This window comes from Kitasatospora sp. Root107, from assembly GCF_001424875.1.
GTDB lineage: Bacteria > Actinomycetota > Actinomycetes > Streptomycetales > Streptomycetaceae > Kitasatospora.
Genome location: NZ_LMCT01000045.1, coordinates 1 through 18,354, shown reverse-complemented (window position 1 = coordinate 18,354; position 18,354 = coordinate 1). Strand labels below are relative to the sequence as shown.

Annotated in this window: 5 protein-coding genes; 2 read left to right on the top strand and 3 right to left on the bottom strand. The window is 66.7% G+C overall.

What is annotated here, in order from left to right; all coding sequences use genetic code 11:
- Positions 1 to 546 precede the first annotated feature (546 nt).
- On the bottom strand, positions 547 to 5,328 hold the full coding sequence (locus tag ASC99_RS28725; RefSeq protein WP_157543672.1) for a LamG domain-containing protein: 4,782 nt from the start codon (positions 5,326 to 5,328) through the stop codon (positions 547 to 549).
- A 640-nt stretch (positions 5,329 to 5,968) separates the two neighbouring features.
- On the opposite strand from ASC99_RS28725, the gene ASC99_RS41990 reads away from it, so the two are divergent.
- The gene (locus ASC99_RS41990; RefSeq protein WP_162257935.1) at positions 5,969 to 12,730 is read left to right on the top strand and encodes an RHS repeat domain-containing protein; all 6,762 of its coding nucleotides are present in this window, start codon (positions 5,969 to 5,971) and stop codon (positions 12,728 to 12,730) included.
- A gap of 694 nt (positions 12,731 to 13,424) precedes the next feature.
- On the opposite strand, the gene ASC99_RS28715 is transcribed toward ASC99_RS41990, so the two are convergent.
- Positions 13,425 to 14,489, bottom strand: a complete 1,065-nt coding sequence (locus tag ASC99_RS28715) for an IS110 family transposase (RefSeq protein ID WP_057237466.1) — start codon at positions 14,487 to 14,489, stop codon at positions 13,425 to 13,427.
- Between the two features lie 397 nt (positions 14,490 to 14,886).
- The gene (locus ASC99_RS36765) at positions 14,887 to 16,407 is read right to left on the bottom strand and encodes an IS1380 family transposase (protein WP_063857224.1); all 1,521 of its coding nucleotides are present in this window, start codon (positions 16,405 to 16,407) and stop codon (positions 14,887 to 14,889) included.
- 482 nt (positions 16,408 to 16,889) lie between these two features.
- On the opposite strand from ASC99_RS36765, the gene ASC99_RS28705 reads away from it, so the two are divergent.
- Positions 16,890 to 18,338: an IS4 family transposase gene (locus ASC99_RS28705; RefSeq protein ID WP_057237464.1), complete on the top strand. Its 1,449-nt coding sequence runs from the start codon at positions 16,890 to 16,892 to the stop codon at positions 18,336 to 18,338.
- Positions 18,339 to 18,354 lie beyond the last annotated feature (16 nt).

Genomic DNA, 18,354 nt, shown 5'->3' with positions numbered 1-18,354 from the left:
TTGCAGTAGCGCATGATTCAGTGCAGTCATTTCTGCAGTACCGCAGTTGATAGTGCAGTGGCCAGTTGGCCGTCACGGTGAGTGACAGAGATGGATCGGCGCCCGGCCGGTGCGGAGGTGGCTGGGGTTGCACCCACTCTGCTGCACCCGGCCTGTGGATAGAGATCAAGCGATGCCATCCCAGACGGTCACCGGCCCAACGGGCGGTCGGGAGGGCCTGACCGCCTGTTCCCTGCGCGGATCAGGCGGTAGTCGTTGTCAGCGTCCAGGGTGAGGCGCGGATGCTCAGGCAACGGCCCGAGAGCCGACTCCAGGGCGACACTACTGGTCACGGAACTTCGGAACTACTCGTCTAGAAGGCTCCTGAAGATCTTGTGCTGGGCCTTCGTTCAGGTCGGGGCAGGGTGGCCCCTGCTGCCCTATGCGGTAGCAGGGGACTGTACGGGTCGTCTTCGGGACAGAGCCCTTAGCTGTACAGACCCGGGATGGACGGGTGCCCCGTCGTGTGGGACGACGGGGCACCGGTGTTTGTGGTGGTGTGTCAGGTCAGCTGAGTTGGACTGGGGTGGGGTGGGTGCCGGTGTTGAGGGTGGCGATGGCTGCGGCGGGGAGTGCGGTGGTCCAGGTTTGGACGTCGCTGATTTTGCCGGGGAAGGGGTTTTCGTTTTTGGCGTTGCCGATGGTGAGGGGGCCGGTGGCGTTCCAGGCGGTGGTGTTGGTTGCGGTGCTGACGAGGGTGCCGTTGATGTAGAGGCTCATGGTTTGGTTGGTGGCGTTGTAGACGCCTACGAGGTGGGTCCAGGTGTTGAGCGCGGGCGGGGTGCTCGCGAACGCGGCGGGGAAGGCGGTGGGGTAGGTGGTGTCGGTGTTGGGGGCGGTGAAGGTCCAGGCGTTGAAGGCTCTGGAGTACTGCAGGTAGAAGGCGCTGACGTTGGTGCCGGACTGGCCGACGATGTTGGCGTAGGCGTTGGTGTTGTTCAGGTAGGCCCAGGCGGAGACGGTGTAGCTCTGGGTGGTGTTGACGACGGGGCCTGTGGTGCTGGCGCGGGAGCCGTTGGAGCCGTCGAGGTTGAGGACGGTGCCGCGGGTGGCGTCGGTGGTGAAGCCGGCGCCGCCGGTGAGGGTGAGGTCGTTGGTGCGGATGCTGTCCTTGTTGTCGGCGAGGCGCCACCGGTCGGTGGGCTGCGCGAGGTATCCGAGCGTGGTTGCGGGGCTGAACTGGGCGACGTCGGCCATGTCGGCCCTGACGGATGAGTCGACCAAGGCGGTGGGGTAGGTCCGGGCGTCGCTGACGGAGCCGGCGAGGTAGTCCTTGAAGGTGTTGGTGGACAGGGCGCGTCGGCCGATCTGGACCGGGCCGGTGGCGTTCCAGGTGGTGCCGTTGTAGGCGGCGGTACCTGCCGTGGCGCCGTTGACATACAGGGTGAGCTGCTTGCTGGTGGCGTCGTAGGTGCCGGCCAGGTGGGTCCAGGTGTCGGCCTTGGGGGCGGCGTTGCCGGTGGTGGGACCGTTGGCGACGGATTGGTTTCCGGTGGTGTCGTCGGCCCATGCGTGGCCGAAGGCGAAGGCCTGGGCCGAGCTGGAGTAGTAGAGGTGGAAGCCGCCTGCGCTCGTGCCGGGCTGGGAGACGAAGCTGGAGCTGTTGGCCAGGCTGGAGAGCTTGGCCCACGCCGTCACCGTGAAGCTCTTGCTGGTGTCGACGCTGGCGGTGGTGCTGGCGGCGTAGGCGGTGGTGCCATTACCGGTCAGGACAGTGCCACGGGCGGCATCAGCAGTGAAGGCGGCCCCGCCGTTGAGAGTAAGGCTGTTGGCCGGCTTGACGGTGTTGGTGCTGTCGGTGAGCTTCCAGCGGTCGGACCTGACCGGGGCTGCGCCGGGGTAGCTGACGATCTGGCCGCTGGTGGAGATGGCGTGGAGCTCGGGGTTGCCATCACCGTTGGCATCGCCGGGGGTTGAGATCGCTGGGTACGTCTTGCCGTTGATGCCCACGGGAAGGATCGGCTGGGGTGTGGGCAGTGCGTTGCCTGGTGTGGTGGCGGCCCAGTTCGCGTTGGCGCTGCCGCCGCAGTCCCAGATGACCAGTTGGGTTCCTGGGGTCTGGTTGCTGTTGGGGTCGTCGAGGCAGCGTCCGGACTGGGGGTTCTGCAGGGTGCCGGGGAACGGGCCGGGGATCCATTGCTGGGCGCCGGTGTTGTTGCAGTCCCAGATCTGGACCAGGGTGCCGTTGTCGCGGTAGCCGCCGTTGACGTCGAGGCACTTGCCGAGGACGTGGATGGTGTTGTCGGTGCCGAGCGTGAAGCTCTGGGCGGTGCCGCCGTTGCAGTTCCATATCTGCGCAGGGGTGCCGTTGGTGGTGTTGGAGCTGGCGATGTCAAGGCACATGTTCTTGCCGGCGGTGTCGACGACTCCGGACACCAGGGGCGCGCGGGTGGGAGCGGCGATGACGCTGGTCGGGTTGCCGTCGTTGTCGAAGGTGAGAGGGAAGCTGCTGATGGATCCGGTGACGTTGTTGCGGACCCACAGGGTGGGGGTGCCGCCGGTGGTGATGGCGCTGGGCCCGGTGCCGGTGACGGTCGCGCCGACGTTGCCGACACCGACCAGGGTGGTGTTGCTCCAGTCGCCGCTGCCGATGGGGCGGACGTCGCGGGTGTAGGTGCTGGGGTCCCTGCCGCCGATGTAGTACCAGAGTTTGCCGTTCTCCATAGTGATCAAGTCCGGCACCAGGCTGACGGGCCTGGTTGGGTGCGCGGCGTTGTAGATGGGGGCGGAGAGTGTTCCGGGGGCGATCATCTGGGTGAGCTGGGACCAGTCGGACGGGTGCCCGGCACAGGTGAGTGGTCCGTTGCTGGTTGTGCAGGCTCGATGGCCCAGGGGGTTTTGGACGCTCTCGGTGCGGGTGAAGTACCCGGCGGTGCCGACGGACCCGTCGGAGCCCAGAGTGGTCGCGTCGTTCTTGTAGCCGTACATCTGGTGTGACGACTTGTTGTAGGCGAAGAGGTCGTCGATGCCCTGTTGGGTAAGGCTGCCGCGGTGGGCGATGAGGTAGTTGTTCCAGCCGTCCCTTTCCGGGCTCTGCCCGCTGGTGGAGGCGGTGACCGGTGCGGCACTGGGGTCGGAGTTGCCTCCGATGAGGATGAGGTTACCGTCGGTGGTGGTGGCGAGCATGTCCGGCTTGCCGTCGCCGGTCAGGTCACCTGCGGTGACCTTGGCGGTGGGGTTCCAGGGGGCATAGAAGCTGTAGGTCGCTGCGGTGGCCTGGGTGTTGCCGGCGTTGTCGATCGCCCGGACGTAGAGGGTGTGGGTGCCCCACTGGTTGTTCGGGACGGTGATGGGGATGCTCGCGGTGGCCACGCCGTTGGTGACGGTGCCGGTCACGGTGTTGGCACCGGAGGCGGGGATGTTGGTGTCCAGCGAGTACTGGAACGTCTGGACGCCGCTGCTGATGCAGGCGTTGAGGGTGCATCCGCCCGGCACCGGGTCGGTAGTGCTGACGCTGACAGTGGCGGTGTCACCGGCGTGCGCGGTGGTGGGTGTGCCGCTGCCCAGGGGCGGGAAGGCGGCTGACGGTGTGAATGCTGCCAGGGTCGGCGGGCTCAGGTCGACGTTGAAGTAGCAGTACGCCGAGCTCGGGCTGCCGAGCGTGCCGTCGCTGGCCCAGACGTTCCACCCGTACTGGTGGCCGTCACTTACCGGGCCACCGATGTTGGTCCTGACCGTTGTACCTGTGGCGGACCAACCGGGACTCACGGGCCAGGCGGCGTCGGCGGGAGAGCCGGAGCCGTTGTTGGCCATGTTGTCCCAGACGTGGTAGCCCGCCTTGAGATTGACACCGCTCATGTCGGTGGTGAGCGTGGCGTCCAGGGTGATGTTGGAGGCGTTGCCGTTCAGGCTGGTCATCCCGATCCAGCCCGGCGAGCCCGAGCCGCACGCCGGCCCGGCGGGGTTCTGCGACGCCGGGGTGGTCCCGACGTTGGTGGGCGTGTTCGGCGCGATGTCGTAGACGGTCAGCATGGATGGGTTGGTGTTGAACCGCATGAACCCGTAGTTGGTGTCGTACTTGCTCTCGTTGCCGTACAGGCCGAACGTCAGGTTGCCGTTGGTCTGCCACTGCCGGACCGTGCCGGTGACATCGAAGGGGACCGGGTGATTTCCGCAGCCCATCGAGACGTTGGAACTCAGGACCGTCGTGGAGCCGATGGTGGCCACCTCACCCGGCCCGGGCCACACGGTGTTCCCGTTGATCGCGCCGGTCAGCTTCAGCGTGACCGGCAGCGGTGCGTAGCAGTTCTTGTCCCCACCATGGGTCTCGGTGAAGGTCAGCGTCGAACTCGAGATCACCATACGACTGTTGAGATAGCTGATGTCGAACTCGAAGAACGACCGGTAGAGGCCGTAGCACTGACTGCTGTACTGCTGGAACCCGATGCCCTCACCGTTCTCCTGCGCCTGGTCGTAGGTGGGTGTGGTCGGGCAGCCCTCCTTGACCTGGGTGTAGTGGTTGGTGCCACCGGTGACGGGGTTGACGTAGGGGTCGATGTAGACCGGCCACGTGGTGCCCGGGTTGGTGAACTGCTCGGCGTCCGGAGTCAGGGTCAGACCTGTGCTGTCCGTGCTGACAGCGATCGGAGCAAGGTGCGCGTCGCGGCCGGGGCCCTTCTCGGAGGAGACAGCCGAATCGGACGCGTCGACCGTGACAGTAGTGGAGGGCGCGGCCGGAGCCGTGGGAGCTTCTGCCGCTGCTGCGGCAGGGGCGCCCAACGATTTGGCGGCATCGGCAGCCGGTGGTGTGGCGACGTTGGAGTCCCACATCACCGGGGCGGGTGCATTGAAGACGGCGGCGCCATCGGATGCCTTGGCGGTGATGTTGCCGGCCTGGTCGGCGGTGACGGTTAGCCCGTTGGTGGCGGTGGCTAGGCGCAGGTTCTTCAGGGCGGGGTTGGCGGCCGCGGCGGCGTTGTGGACGACCAGGACCTCACGGAACGCACCTTGCTCGGTGACGGTGGCCTTAAGGTCCACGTCGGGCAGCACGTTCGCGTAACTGACACTGCCGCCGGACACGGTGGGTGCGGGCAGGGCGAACGGGAGGGTGAGGGAGAGGCTGCGGCCCTTGGCGTCGGTGAAGGTGGCGAGCGGTCCGCTGCCTCCGCCGGAGAGCACGACGCCGGAGGGGGTGGCCTTCGGTGCGTAGGTGCCGTCGGGGTTCTTGGCGAGGGTGGCGTCGACCGGAGTCCAGCTGCCGTCCTTCTTGACCCGGGCGGGCTGCTGGTGGTCGGTGCGGGTCAGCGTGCCGCTCGGGTTCGCGACGGTGAGACTGGTCGGAGTGGTCAACTCATCGACCGTCACCGGCTTACCCGTGCTCTTCGCCTTCGCCCTGGCAACCTGCACCGGCCCGTCGGGCGCCGACGCCAGCTGACTGACGGCACTGGCAGGCGGCGTCATGTTCCCGGGCGGAACAGCCCACGGGCGGTCGTCCGCGAACGCCTGCCCACCGAGCCCGGTCAGAGTGGCAGCCACTGCGGCTACGAGTGCGAGAGCACGATGACGCGACCGCCGCGAAGGCAGCCGAGAGTCTTTGTGATACATCGTCAGATTCCTTAAAGATTGCAAAGCTTTGGCCAAACATGGCGCGACTCCTGGCGCTGACGTAACTGCCCGCCCCCGAGATTCGCCCCGTTTCGCTCCATCAAGAACGACTTCGCCTCATTTGGCAATGACACTCCGTCATCAATAAAGCCTGGTAGGCGTTCCTGGCGGCCGGGGAAGGCTATTGCGCCCCCTGGTTCGCTGGCAATAGCGTTCCGCCGCCAGGCATCTGTCCTGGTCAACGACATGTCGGGCCATCAGTAGGCCCGCAAAACAGATTGACGGGAGAACGCGCGTCGTGCACGCACGCTCGAAAAGTATGAGGGTCGCGCCTGGTCGCGCCAGATTCAGAGGGGGAACCCTCTTCACAGCGGTCCTGACAGCGATGTCTCTGATGGTGCCGATAGCGAGCGCTGAGACTCTCGTTGGGCCGTACAAGTACACGGACAAGTTGTGGGCGGCGGATCCGCTGCCGGACCTGCCGAAGGTCCAGGGCCACAACGCGGACGGCAGCTCCACGACGCCTACTGCGTCGGTGCCCGTGGGTGCGCGCGAACTGCGCTCCCACAAGGTGGAGGCAGCCAAGTGGCCTGCCGCCTCAACGGGCACAGTCAAGCCCGGCGGCGCGCAGGCGTCTTCGGGCCCGGTGTCCGTTGCTCCGGCTGCTGCTGATGCGCGGGCCAGGAGTGCGACGGGCGTCGCGCCGCAAGGCACGCCAGCCTCGGTGAAGGTCGAGACCGTCGATCGCACCAAGGCTCAGGCTGCAAACGTGGACGGGCTGCTGGTCGGGCTGACCCGGCAGGACGGCCAGGACGCGGGTGCCGTGTCGGTGTCGGTCGACTACGGCTCGTTCGCGCAGGCATATGGCGGTGGTTGGGCCACGCGGCTGCACCTGGTCCAGATGCCCGCGTGCGCACTGACGACACCCGAGGTCGCGTCGTGCCGAACCCAGCAGCCGCTGGAGACGGTCAACGACCCGGTAACGCACAAGCTCACCGCCACCGTCGTGCTGCTGCCCTCACAGGGCGGGCAGACCGCAGACGGCGCCGAGGTGTCGTCGATGCGACTGGATGCGGTCGCGTCCTCCGGTATCGCGGTCGCCGCTGTGTCCGGAACCGGTGGCTCGCAGGGCAGTTACTCCACCACCTCGCTGTCGGGGTCGGGTTCGTGGGGCTCAAGCCAGGGCACCTTCACGTACGGGTACCCGATCAGCGTGCCGCCGTCCTTGGGTGGTTCCGCGCCTTCGGTGGGTCTGTCGTACAACTCGCAGTCCGTGGACGGCAAGACGTCGGCACGTAACTCGCAGGCCTCGTGGATCGGTGACGGCTGGGACTACTCGCCCGGCTTCGTCGAGCGCACCTACAAGTCCTGTGCCAACAGCGGCATCACCGACTCCGGTGATGAGTGCTGGGCCGGCTGGAACGCCACCCTGTCGCTCGGCTCCGCGTCCGGCGAGCTGGTCCGCGACGGCAACGGTGTCTACCACCTGCAGAACGACAACGGTACCAAGGTCGAGTTGCTGACCGGTGCTTCGAACGGCATGTGGAACGGCGAGTACTTCAAGGTCACCACGACCGACGGAACCGCCTACTACCTCGGCCTCAACCACGCACCGGGCACCACCACGGACGCTGCCACCAACAGCGCCTGGGCCGCTCCGGTCTACCACCCCAACCCCGGCGACCCCTGCTACAGCTCCGCGACGGGCAAGAACTCCCAGTGCGCAGCGCAGCCCGGCTACCGGTTCAACCTCGACTTCGTGGTCGATCCGAACGGCAACGTTCAGCGCTACGACTGGGCGAACGAGACGAACTACTACAACCGTGGCTACGGTCAGGTCGTCCAGTCCGGGGGCGGCGGCACGCTGACGCCGTACACCCGTGGCGGCTACCTCACCCAGATCTCCTACGGCTACAAGCTCGCCGACGCGAAGGCGAGCCGGGAGCCGGCGGCCAAGGTCGTCTTCAACCCGGGGCAGCGCTGCGTCACCTCCGACACTGTGTGCCAGTACTCCAACCTGTCCTCGTCGACGGCGACGAACTGGCCCGACGCCCCGTACAACCTGAACTGCACCTCCGGGATGGCGACTTCGGGGACCGGCAGCAATGTCTGCCAGGTGGGTTCGCCGACGTTCTGGTCCACCTACCGGCTGAAGTCGATCACCACCAAGGTGAAGGTCGGCACCACCTGGCAGGACGTCGACTCGTACGCGCTGACGCATCTGTTCTCGGACGCCGGCGGCACGATGGACCCCGTCACCGGCAAGACGGTCGACCCCGCCAACGCGGGCCAGCTGCAGTCGGTGATGTGGCTGTCCAAGATCCAGCGCACCGGCCTGGACAACAGCGCCGGCGGCGGTCAGGCCGCGCCCACCGATCCGGTGACCTTCTCCGGCATCGAGATGAGCAACCGCGTCGACGGCCTCACCCCGGCGGCCCCGCCGCTGTACCGGCCCCGGATCTCCAGCATCCAGACCGAGACGGGCGAGTCGATCGCGGTCACCTACCGCGACCCGGAATGCTCCCGGGTCAACGGCACCATGCCCACCTCCGCCGACAACAACACGATGGCGTGCTACCCGGTGTGGTGGACGACGCCCGGCGCCGTGAATCCGATCGCCGACTGGTTCCACAAGACGCTCGTCGCCCAGGTCACCAACAACGACCTCACCAAGGCCGCATCTCCCGCCAAAATCACCACGTACACCTACAGCGACGGCGCGGCCTGGCACCGGGACGACTCCGAGCTCACCGACGACAAGTACCGCACCTGGAACGACTTCCGCGGCTACCGCACCATCACCACCACTACCGGCGCCGCGCCCGACCCCATCACCCAGTCCGTCACCTCCTACCTGCAGGGCATGGACGGCGACTACAAGGCAGACAAGACCCAACGCACCGTCAGCCGCACCAACTCCCTGGGTGAGCCCACCCCCGACAGCAACTGGCTCGCCGGCACGGCCCAGGAGACTGCCGCATACACCCAGGCCGGTGGCACCATCACCGGAAAGGCCCTCGGCACAGCACCTGTCGTCACCGACACCGTCAGCCTGCCGCGCACGGCCTGGACATCACAGACACCGGCACCGCAGCAGCTGTCCACGCTCCCGCCGCTGACCGCCCGTCGCATCATCTCAGCCTCGCAACGCTCCCTGGGGCTACTCGCCAGTGGAGCGTGGCGCACCATCCGGACCGACACCAGCTACGACGGCCTGGGCCGGCCCGAAACGGTCGACGACAAGGGCGATACCGGCGTTGCCGCGCAGGAGAACTGCACCACCATTTCCTACGCCAACGCACCTGCGGCGAACCCGATGATGCTCGCCCTTCCCAAGGAGACCATCACCGTCGCCGGGCCCTGCGGCACCACGGCGGGCACCGCCACAACCGTCGCTCACAATCGGTTCTTCTACGACGGCGACGGAACCGTCACCAACCCCGGCGCCCTGGGAACCATCGGAGCCAATGCCACTGGCCTCGGCCTGCTCACCGCCATGCAGACCGCTACCTCCTACGACGGCGCTGGCAACCCGGTCTTCCGGACCACTGGTGCCATCACCTACGACTCTTACGGCCGTGTGACCAGGTCCCGCGACGCCGCCGGCTCTGCCACCACGACCACCTACACGCCCGCGACCGCGACGCTGCCCACGCAGGTCGCCACCACCAACCCACTGGGCTGGAACGCCAGCAGCACCATCGCCCCGGCACGTGGCCTGGCAACCCGCGCCGTCGACGCCAACGGCAAGATCACCGACTCCACCTACGACAGCCTCGGCCGCCGCACCCAGATCTGGCTCCCCGGCCGCGACAAGGCCACCCAGAGCCCGGACCGCAAGTTCACGTACGCGATCCACGGTGCCGGCACCAAGCCCGATCCGTCCGCCGTAACCAGCCAGACACTCCGGGAGAACAACTCCTACAGCACCGCCGTCGACATCTACGACGGCTTCCTGACCAAGCGCCAGAGCCAGACCACCACCGCCAACAACTCGGCCGGACGTCTGATCGCCTCCACCCGCTATGACTCGCACGGCTGGGCAGTCTCATCGACCGCACCGTACGCCGACATCACCACCGATCCGAGCAGCACACTGTTCGTCGAGGTCGAGAACACGCTGCCCTCGCAGACCCTCACCACCTACGACGGCCAGGGCCGACCCACCATCAGCACGCTCGCCAGCAAGGCCAGCCCGCTGTGGCAGTCCACCACCGCCTACCCCGGTGTCGACCGCACCGACAGCACACCCCCCTCCGGTGGTATCCCGGCCACCGCGTTCCGTGACGGGCGCGGCCGGACCACCTCCACCGTCGCGCACGGCGGCACCGGCGTCGGTGACGTCACCACCACCTACACCTACAACCGCGCCGGGCAGGTCGCCACAGTCGCCGACACCGTCGGCAACACCTGGACCTACACCTACGACCTGCTGGGCCGCAAAACCTCCCAGACCGACCCCGACGCCGGCCCCTCCTCCATCACCTACGACAGTCTCGGCCGGGTCGCCAGCACCACCGACGCCCGCACCCGCACCATCTCCAATACCTACGACATCCTCAGCCGCCCCACCGCCACCTTTGACGGCACCAGCACCAGCGACGTCACCAAGCAGCTGACACGCTTCACCTACGACACCCTGCAGAAGGGCTACCCCACCTCCAGCACCCGCTACAGCGGGGGCTCCGGCACCGGTAGCAGCGCCTATGTGCAGGAGGTCACCGGCTACAACACGGCCTACCAGCCCACCGGCACCAAGGTCACCATCCCCGCCAAGGAAGGCAAACTCGCCGGCACCTACACCCTGGGAGCCGACTACACACCCAACGTCGGCCTGCTCGCCCACAGCGTCTACGGCGCCGCCGGCGGACTGGACGCGGAGACGGTCGGTTACGGCTACAACCTGCAGGGTGGGCTCGTCGCCTCCGGATCGGACTGGGCCGGCTATCTGGACATCGCCAGCTACAGCCCTCTGGGTCAGATCCTGCAGTCCACCTACGGCGACGCAGGCAAGCAGTTCCGCACCGCGCAGACCTACGACGACGCCACCGGACGCCTGAACACCAACCGCGTCAGCCTCCAGACGGCGACCAACAGCCCCGTCTCCGACACCACCTACGGCTACGACCCGGCGGGCAACCTCACCACCGTCAGCGACACCCAGTCCTCGGGCGGCGTCACCCTCGCCACCGACACCCAGTGCTTCGGCTACGACGGCCTCGACCGTCTGACCACCGCCTGGACCGACACCCAGGGCATCACCACCCCCACCGCCGGCCAGCTCGCCAACTGCACCAGCACCGCTCCCGCACCCGCCACCATCGGCGGACCCGCCCCCTACTGGCAGACCTGGCAGTACAACCTCCTCGGCGACCGCACCCAACACGTCAAGCGCGACATCACCGGCAACATCGCCAAGAACGTCACCCAGACCAGCACCTACCCCGGCGCCGGAACCACCACAGCCAACCAGCCCAACACCGCAACCACCATCACCACCGTCGGCCCCACCGGCACCACCACACTCACCCCCCACTACGACGCGGCCGGCAACACCAAGGACCGCGCCAACACCGGCACCACCGTCACCAACCAGACCTTCACCTACAACGCCGAAGGCCGCACTGAAACCGCCACCACCAAAATTGGTACTGGCGCCAACCAGGACACCGGCTACCTCTACGACGCCACCGGCGGCCTGCTCATCCAGAGCGGCCCCGCCAGCAAGGTGCTCTACCTCTTCGGCGGAGCCGAACAACTCACCCTCAACAAGTCCACCGACACCGTCAGCGGCCTGCGCTACTTCAGCAACCCCGATGGCACCACCATCGTCAGTTCCAGCACCGGCGCCGTCACCTACCAGCCCACCAACCCCCAGCACACCGCCCAACTCCAAGTCGACGCCTCCAGCCTCACCGTCACCCGCCGCGCCTACGACCCCTACGGCAACCCCCGCGGCACCGCACCATCCACCTGGGCCGACAACCACGGCTACCTCGGGTTGCCCACCGACACCACCACCGGCCTCAACCTCCTCGGCGCCCGCAACTACGACCCCGCCATCGGCCGCTTCCTCACCGCCGACCCACTCTTCCAACCCGGCGACCCCAACCAAATGGGCGGCTACACCTACTCCGGCAACAACCCCACCACCACCAGTGACCCCACCGGACTCCAGAGAAACGAAAGCAACGACGGAGCCTCAGACGGCTTCATACAGCTCTGCGGCTACGTCATCGACTGCAGCGGAGTACCAGCCAACACGGCCAAGAGCGGGACGAAGCTAGACTTCCTCTGGGGCCTCGAAAACAATCTCTTGGGCATTGCGGAACTCGTGGTTCCCTCTACCGCCAAACCTGCGGTCGATGCGACGCGCGCAGTAGCCCATCACCTTGGCGCCGACGAAACCACTGCCAGGGGCCAGGACGGCGCCCTTTTGGGCACCGTCCTAACATTCTTCATACCCGCCGGTGAACTGGATGCTGTTGCTGGAGAAGCTATAGCCGCAGCGCGAGCCGCTATCGCCAGCAAACTCAAAGGCCTTAGGAATAAAGGCGGTGAAACCGCTGCAGAATCCGCAGCCACAGCCGCAGCACGTGACCTCGCCCAATCCCAAGCAGCCAAGAACGCACTCGAAAACGCCGCCCGAGAAGCCAAAGGCGCCGAAGGCGCTGCATCCAAGGTAAACCCCGCCAGCCCCGAAGCGCCCATAACCCCAAAGTCCGAGCCAGCCCCCATAGGCGCGTCGGACAGTGGCGCCTCCCCCGGCCTCGAACGCCGCACATCCAATACTGGTGGCCTGTCAGCCCTCCCCATTGCGATGCAGAAGCGCGTGGTGAATCAGGTCGCCAAGGATGCAGGCGTCGAATTGAACGGGGTAACCATTAAGATTAATCGCCAGACGGATCTCATAGGAAAGGACCTCTATGGGCATACCTCGCCAGATGGCCGTACTATAACATTGTACCCAGATGCATTCTCATCCATGGAGAACCTTGTCAAGACAATTGGCCACGAACGAATGCACGTTATGCAGGTAAGATTGCACGGCCCCGCATCATCCATCGAGCAAGAGCACGCTTGGGAGCGAGCTGCCTATGCCACTGAAGAGCAATTCTGGAACTACTACAATGGAAGGCTTGGATAATGGGCGACCGGGAGAAATGGCTAGCAACTCTCGCTCAAATCGGTGACGATCGCACTGCAATGCGCGCTGAACCCTGCCCGGACTGCCGCCAATGCCAGCTTGAACTTCGGTACATCGTTGACATTGAAACTAGGATCGGATATGCACTATTCTGGTGCGACTCATGCCTGCATGGTATATCAGTCTCGCGCGTGCGAGCCCCCCAAGGAATGACCGCTCGGTCGATCGAGAATCCAGAGTCAATTGCAGATGTTCCAGACTTTACTCGCCACAATTGATCCGCACTACACAAGAAAAGCCGCGCCGTCTACTTGGTCGATCCGGCAGGGCAGACGCTTTTACGTCGGATAACTAAGCGAATTTGCCGAGTCTTTACAATGCGGGGCCGCTTGATCGGGCCACGATCGACTTAGACAGGCGCTCGGCCGGGATTTACCGGCCGAGCGCCTCGCGCACAATCCCTCGGTGATCCTCGCTCTACAGGGCGGGCGCCGCCTGCGGGGCGGGCGGTCCCGGGCCGGAAAGCCGAGAACTCAACCCCCTCACGACTCAGGGGCGATGCGTTCTCGGCGGGTGAGATGAACCGGGCTTGCGCCGTATGGCAGCTGACGGCCCGTCTGCCCGATTGGAAGCAAGCGACGCGACGCCAGATGATCAAGGCTTCTGAGCTTGACTCTGAAGCTCCTATAGATCGTCAAGCCGCAGGAGAGGTCGATGGTGTGCTGCCGTATGCGCTGGTGAGGTGGCGGTATACCTCTCGCGCGACGAAGCGCTTGAGGCATCTGAAGATGTCCTTCGTCTTGAGTCCTTCGAGGGTGCGTCGTGCGACGTAGTCGCGGGTGCGCGGGTCGTGGCGCATGCGTACCAGCACGATCGTGTGCAGGGCTCGGTTGGCCTGGCGGTCACCGCCGCGGTTGAGTCGGTGGCGGTCGGTTCGCCCGGAGGAGGCTGGCACAGGTGCGGCGGCGCACAGGTGGGCGAAGGACGCCTCTGACGCGAGCCTGTCGGGGTTGTCCCCGGCGGTGACCAGCAACTGCCCGGCGGTCTCCGTCCCGACACCCGGCAGCGCGAGCAAGCCAGGCGCGGTGCGGGCGATCAGGACGCGCAGATCGGCGTCCGCGTCCGCTATTTCCTCGCTCAGGTGCCGGTATCGCTTGGCCAGGCGCTTGAGGGCGACTTTGACGGCGGTGGCCGGGTCGGCGAGATCGGCACCGGGGCGGCTGGTGGCCAGTCGCCGGACCAGCTCGGTGGTGGTCAGTGAGCGCAGTGCTTCGCGTACCGCGGAGGGCGCGGTGATGATCAGTGACTTGATCTGGTTGATGGTCTGGGTACGGGACTTGACGGCGCTGGCGCGTACGACGCGCAGGCCGCGGATTGCCTCGACCACACCGTCGCGATGCTTCGGGGTGCCCGTAGCGCGGCCTGCGAGCACCGCGGTGGCGGCGGCGTAGGCATCAATGGGGTCGGATTTGCCTGCCGCGCGGCGAGCTCGACGGTCCGGCTGGTCCACCTCGATGACGGTGATCTCATTGGCGCGGAGGTGGCGGGCGAGTTCGGCACCGAAGGAGCCGGTGCCCTCCATGCCCACGACCAGCACCTGGCCGTGGGAGCGCAGCCACTCCAACAGCGAATGGTAGCCCGCAGGCGTTGTGGGGAAGGACTCGGTGGCCAGGTGCCGGCCGATGCTGTCGATGACGGCGGCCTGGTGGGCATCGGTGTGGGTGTCGATCCCGCCGATCACCTCGATGGGCTGTTGCATGGTGGCCGGGTTGGTCCTTCCGTGCGCGGTGAATGGACTTGCGCGCACCGGCCGGCAGAGGGACACGACTGTGATGGGACCGCTTGGGTCAAGCTCCTATGAGGTCACGATCGCCGGCCGGTACGCGCAACGGCACCGCTCGGAGGGTCGACGATTCAGAGTGAGGACAGCCGAAGCGTCAATCGGGGATCGGGTCAGACCCCCGAGCGGTACCTCCGCCATCCTCACAGTCGGGGATCTTGGTCGCTGCGGCGTCAGCTGACGGCTCGCCAGGAACGCAGGCGCTTGACCTCGATTCGTCTGCGGTCTGGCGGCGTCGTGGTGGGCGGCTGGCTGCCCGATATGTCCCGTGCCGTGTCGGGACTGGCCGTCGCGCGACGCTGCGGGGCGTCGGGTTCTACGGGCCCGAGGGTGGTGCGGTCCCCTCCTTCCTGGTCGTCGGGCTGGTGATCGGCCGGCAGTCGGGGGCCGGCAGCTGGGTGGACCGCTGCCAGGCGATGGTGAACGCCGTGGCCCAGGGCCAGGATCGGTCCAGGTGCAGGATGCGGTGGCGGGCGTGGGTGGTGAGGCGGGCGGGCAGGTTGTAGGGCTTCCCGCGGAGCGTCTCTGGTTGCGCGGCGGCGGGTTCGGGCTCGTCGTGCAGGAGGAGGAGCCGGGTCCAGGCGTCGAGGTCGGCGGCGAGGGCTGCGGCCAGCACCCAGGCCGTGTTCAGCTGCCACGACTTCGAGGGCAGGAGCCCGAGCCCGACCCGCTTGATCGCCTTCACCCTGTCCTCAACCTCGGCGTGATTACGGTAGAGAGCATCGACGAACCACGCTTGACCGGAGCCCGGTACACCCGAAAGCCCTTGGTGGGCAGGGATGTTGGTGGCGACGATCTGGTAACGCCATCCGGTGCGCCGTTCGAAGACGGTGAGCTTCTTCAGGTCCCGGCGGGAGGGCTTGACCCTGCGTACGATCAGCCGCATTCCCTCGGGCCAGCCGGTCAGGTCGCGCAGCCCGGTCAGCTCGGCGGCCTGGTAGGAGATGCAGTCGCCGTCGGGGCTGGTGATCTCGTGCACCGTGCCGTCCTGCCGCAGTGCGGCACTCCACACGCTCTCGGGCAGCAGGGCGATCGCCTGCTCGTCGGTGGTGTTGATGGCCCAGCCGGTCACCCAGCGGACCCGGCGTCGGCTGGTGGTCAGCCTCTGCAGGTGGTCGAGGAGGGCGTGGCTGAAGGCCGCGCCATCGACGCGGACCAGCAGTTTCGACCATAGTGGCAGGGGGAGTTGGCGCAGTGCCGCAGCCAGCACCGATTGGTGGTCGGCCACGTCGTTGGAGGCCGCATTGCCGGGCCGCAGCAGCATCGTGACGCACTCGCGGGTGTTGGCCACCCATGCCCCCAGCGGATGATGCCCGTACGAACCTTTGAATGTGCCAGCCGCCCCCTGCTTGCGGCTGGTGCAGGTGACGTGGGTGGCGTCCAGGTCCAGGACGTACCAGCCAGTCAGCGCCCGCCCACCCACCGCGATCCAGGGAAACCCGCCGGGCCTCAAAGCCAGGAACGTCCACACCACCCGGCGTATCGCGGCCCGGGCGCGCTCGATGCGCGCGAGCACCGGGCCGTCGATCGCCTCCAGCGTGCGCCACCGGGTGCTGTCGGAGACCGGCAGGGGGAACAACGGCCGCCAGTGCTGCTGGAGTTGCTCGGCCTCCAGGATCTTGGTGGCCCCCAGCGCGATCGCGCACACCAACTGGACCAACGCCTGTCCCCGATCGCGCCACCCCGGACCGACACCGCGTGGCAACGCGGCGCTCAGGGCGGTGGTCAGCCCAACGCGGTCGGCGACCTTGCGCAGCAGCACCACCCCGACGTGGCCGATCAGGTTCTTACCGTCGGCCCGGACAGCGAGCCGGTGATCCCAGCCGGTATTCTTCACCCGTTGGGTGCCGCTCCCGAACGATGCTCTTGATCTAGACAGTCCAGATCATCGCCGGTGGGAGCAATGCCAGTGAGTTAGCGCATCACTGCAGGTAGAGCGCATATCGATCGCCGATTTGGGTGGATAAATCCCCTGGCGGCATGGGGCAGTTCGCCTCAATCTCTGATGAGCCGGGAGATGATCCCGGCGGTGAAGGCGCCCGCAATGCCAGTGAGTTAGCGCATCACTGCAGGTAGAGCGCATATCGATCGCCGATTTGGGTGGATAAATCCCCTGGCGGCATGGGGCAGTTCGCCTCAATCTGATGAGGCGCCAGATGATCTCGGGACACAGCAACGGAGCCCCCGGTAAGACAGAAGATCGACCAAGATCCGACTGTCCGCAAGGGAGCTCCGTTGGGCGCTCAGTCTGCCATCGCCTGTGCCTCGTCCGCCATGACAGTGGCCTGCCCGACATCCTCGCGAACCCGTCGAATTCAGATGGAGCCGCAGTTCGGCGACAGGATCCGGCTCGGCGTACTGACCGAGGAGATCACACCCGAAGTGGTAGATGAGGTACTGGAGTTGACGGGGCGCGTCGAGCGTCGGCGCAGGCTGCTGCCGGCCCGGGCGGTGGTCTACTTCGTCCTGGCCCTATGCCTGTTCAGCAGCTCGGACAGCGCCGGTCCGCCAGGGTATCGCGTGGTCCTGCGGACCCTGACCGAGAAACTTCGGCACCTGCCGGGCGGGTTCGTCCAGCGTCTTCCCACCAGTTCGGCGCTCACCAGGGCCCGCCAGCGCCTGGGCGACAAGCCACTGCAGGCGCTCTTCGAACGTCGGTGCGGCGCGCTCGCGACGCCCACCACCGCGGGTGCGTTCGCCTTCGGGCTGCGGCTGGTCGCCTGGGACGGCACCGCGCTGGACGTGCCGGACACCCCCGAGAACGCCGCCGAGTTCGGATTCACCGGTCGCGAGGGCACCAACAAGAGCGGAAACCCGCAGGTCAGACTGATGGCCCTGACCGAGTGCGGCACCCACGCCATCATCGACGCCGCCTTCGACTCGGTAGCCAGGTTCAGCGAGCACAAGCTCGCCCGCCGCCTGCTCGCCGCCCTGCGACCGGGAATGCTGCTGCTGGCGGACCGCAACTTCGCCGGCCATGAACTGTGGGGCCTGGTCGAAGCGACCGGGTGCCACCTCGCCTGGAGGATCAAGAAGAACCTGATCCTCCCCCCGCTGTGGGTCCTGCCGGACGGCTCGTACCTATCCGTCATGCCCACCCCGGCCGAGAGCCAGCGCCTGGGCAACGCCCGCTTCCATGGCCGGACACCGACCGGGCTGCCAGAAGGCCACCTGGTACGCATCATCGAATACACCGTCACCATCCGGCCCCGCGGAGGGTCGGCCCAGACCGAGACGTTCCGAATGTCGACCAGCCTGCTGGACCACCAACTCGCCCCAGCCCGGCAGTTGGCCATGATCTATCACCAGCGCTGGGAGATCGAGACCGGATTCGCGGAGCTCAAGAACCGCCTGCGAGGCACCGGGTTCATCCTTCGCTCCAAGACACCCGAACTCGTCTGCCAGGAGGTCTACGCACTCCTCACCGTCTACCAGGCCCTGTGCGCCCTGGAGGTTCACGCGGCCGAGCAGGGCCAAGTCGACCCCGACCGTATTTCCTTCACCACCACCGTGCAGCTCGCCCGGCTCAAAGTTGCCGGACAAGCGGCAGCGAACCCCCAGACCCTGCACACCGCCCGACGCGAGGTCGTCCAGGAACTCCTGAACGACCTCCTCCCACAGCGCCGCGACCGCCGCTGCCAACGAGTGAAGAAGCCGCCGAAGAACACCTTCGAAGTRAAGAAACCGGACCAGTCACGCCCTCCCAGCAACGTCAGTTACTCACTCAGGGTCACCTGGCCCCCCTCCCCACCTGCGAGAACGGCCTAACTCACTGGCATTGCGC

Bases quoted from the DNA above. Each gene is read 5' to 3' on its own strand.
- ASC99_RS28715 (WP_057237466.1), bottom strand. From the start codon at position 14,489: ATGCAACAGCCCATCGAGGTGATCGGCGGGATCGACACCCACACCGAT.
- ASC99_RS41990 (WP_162257935.1), top strand. From the start codon at position 5,969: ATGTCTCTGATGGTGCCGATAGCGAGCGCTGAGACTCTCGTTGGGCCG.